The sequence below is a fragment of the Pseudomonas juntendi genome, assembly GCF_009932375.1.
GTDB lineage: Bacteria > Pseudomonadota > Gammaproteobacteria > Pseudomonadales > Pseudomonadaceae > Aquipseudomonas > Aquipseudomonas juntendi.
The window spans coordinates 1-2,426 of sequence record NZ_BLJG01000131.1 but is presented as its reverse complement, the minus strand read 5'-3'; the positions used below and the strand labels follow the sequence as shown (position 1 = coordinate 2,426).

Below are 2,426 nucleotides of genomic sequence, written 5' to 3'. Positions count from 1 at the left end.
GTGGCGTTCCACGTGACCAAGGTGCGCTCGCGCTCGGCGGCCGCCAGCAATGGCAGTTCGGCCACCGGTTGGTGCGGTTGCTCGACAATGGCTTGCAGCAGGTTCAGCCAATGCTCACCCAGGCGCACGATGGTGGCGTGGTCGAACAGGTCAGTGGCGTAGATCAGCGAAGCGCTCAGCCCTTCAGCGGTCTCGCAGGTGTCCAGGCTCAGGTCGAACTGGGTGGTGTCGTTGTCCCAGGCCATGGCCTGGACCGCCAAGCCTGGCACGGCGCGTACCGGCGCAAGCGCGGCGGCCTGGTGGTTGAACATCACCTGGAACAACGGGCTGTGGCTGAGGCTGCGGGTGGGCGCCAACGCATCCACCAGTTGCTCGAATGGCAGGTCCTGGTGCGCCTGGGCGCCCAGCGCAGCCTGCCGCACCTGTTGCAGCAGCACGCCGAACGGCTGGCGTGGATCGATATCGGCCCGCAGTACCAGGGTGTTGACGAAGAAGCCGATCAGCCCTTCGGTCTCGACCCGGTTGCGGTTGGCCACCGGCACGCCGACGCGGATGTCGCGCTGCCCACTGTAGCGATGCAGCAAGGCCTGGAACGACGCCAGCAGCACCATGAACAGGGTCGCGCCCTGGCGGCGGGCCAATGCCTCGAGGCCGTCCTTCAACGCCGACGGCACGGCCAGGTCGAGCTGGGCCCCGCGATAGCTCTGCTCGGCAGGACGCGGGCGGTCCAGCGGCAAGGCCAGCACATCCTGCTCGCTGCCCAGTTGCCCGACCCAGTAGGCCAGTTGCCGCTCACGCTCACCAGCCTCCATCCACTCACGCTGCCAACGGGCGTAGTCGGCATATTGCAGCGCCAGGGCAGGCAGTGGGGCGGCATCGCCTTCGCGGTAGCGGGTATAGCCATCGATCAGTTCGCCAACCATCAGCTGCATGGATGCGGCATCCGAGACGATATGGTGCTGAGTCAGCACCAGCACCTGGTCGTCGGCCGCCAGCTCCAGCAGACGGGCTCGCAGCAGCGGGCCGCGGGCCAGGTCGAACGGCTGGCGGATCTCCTCGGCGACACGCGCCCCAAGGGTGGCCTCGTCCGCCAGTCGTTCATGGGCGATGACCCGCGCAGCCGAGCGCTCGATCACCTGGACGATGCCCTGGTCGCTTTCGACGAAGCGGGTACGCAGGGTCTCATGACGCTCGACCAGCGCATCGAAGCTGTGTTGCAGTGCCGCGCGATCGAGGCTGCCGTTCAGGCGCAGGACCATGGGAATGTGGTAGGCGCTGCTGTGGGGCTCCAGCTGCCAGAGGAACCATTGGCGTTGCTGGGCATAGGACACCGGCAGCGCCGCATCGCGCGGCGTCGGCCGGATGGCCGGGGCCCGCGCCGCCAACGACGGTGCTGGCAGGCTGGCGACGAAGCTCTGCAGGCTGGCATGCTCGAACAGCACCTTGAGCGGTGCGTCTATGCCTAGCGCGCGCAGGCGCGAGAACACCTGGGTAGCCAACAGCGAATGCCCGCCCAGTTCGAAGAAGTTGTCCGTCAGGCCGACCCGCTCAAGCCCGAGCACCTGTGCCCAGATCGCCGCGACCTGTTGTTCCAGTTCACTCTGCGGCGCCACGTAGGCACGCTGCGATTGCGCAGCATCCACGGCAGGCAAAGCCTTGCGGTCCAGCTTGCCGTTGGGCGACAGCGGCAGGCCGTCCAGTACCAGCCACTGGTTCGGCACCATGTAGTCCGGCAGGCCACGGTGCAGGTGCTCGGCCAGTTGTGCCTGCCAATCGGCGGCCTCGCTGGCCAGCACCACATAACCGACCAGTTGCTTGCCGTCCGGCACGGTCACCACGGCTTCACGCACCAGGTCGTGCTCCAGCAGACGCGCCTCGATCTCACCCAGCTCGATGCGCAGGCCACGCAGCTTGACCTGGTGGTCGATACGTCCGGCGTACTCGATCACCCCGTCCGCACGGTAGCGCGCCAGGTCGCCGGTGCGGTACATGCGCTCGCCATTGCCGTATGGGCTCACGGCGAAACGCTCGGCGGTCAGCCCCGGGCGGCGGTGGTAACCGCGCGCCAGGCCTGCGCCGGCCAGGTACAGCTCGCCCAGCACGCCCACCGGCACCGGTTGCAGCTCGGCATCGAGGATGTAGCAGGCCAGGTTGGCGATAGGCTCACCGATCGGCACGCTGTCCCGCCCTTCCCCGCGGCAGGTCCAGTGGGTCACGTCGATGGCCGCCTCGGTCGGGCCGTACAGGTTGTACAGGCCCGCCTTCGGGCAGCTTGGGACACCGTGCTGCTGGGCGATCCGCTCGGCAGCGCTTGCCTGCTATATCCTCGATGCCGAGCTGCAACCGGTGCCGGTGGGCGTTCTGGGCGAGCCGTACTTGGCCGTCGCAGGCCTTGCGCGCGGTTACCATCGCCGCCCAGGTCTGAC

The 2,426-nt window shown here is 68.0% G+C and carries 1 pseudogene; it reads right to left on the bottom strand.

Going from position 1 to position 2,426, the window contains the following annotated elements:
* A pseudogene (locus GYA94_RS17815) lies at nucleotides 1–2,294 on the bottom strand (condensation domain-containing protein); the annotation flags it as partial.
* Nucleotides 2,295–2,426: the final 132 nt, after the last annotated feature.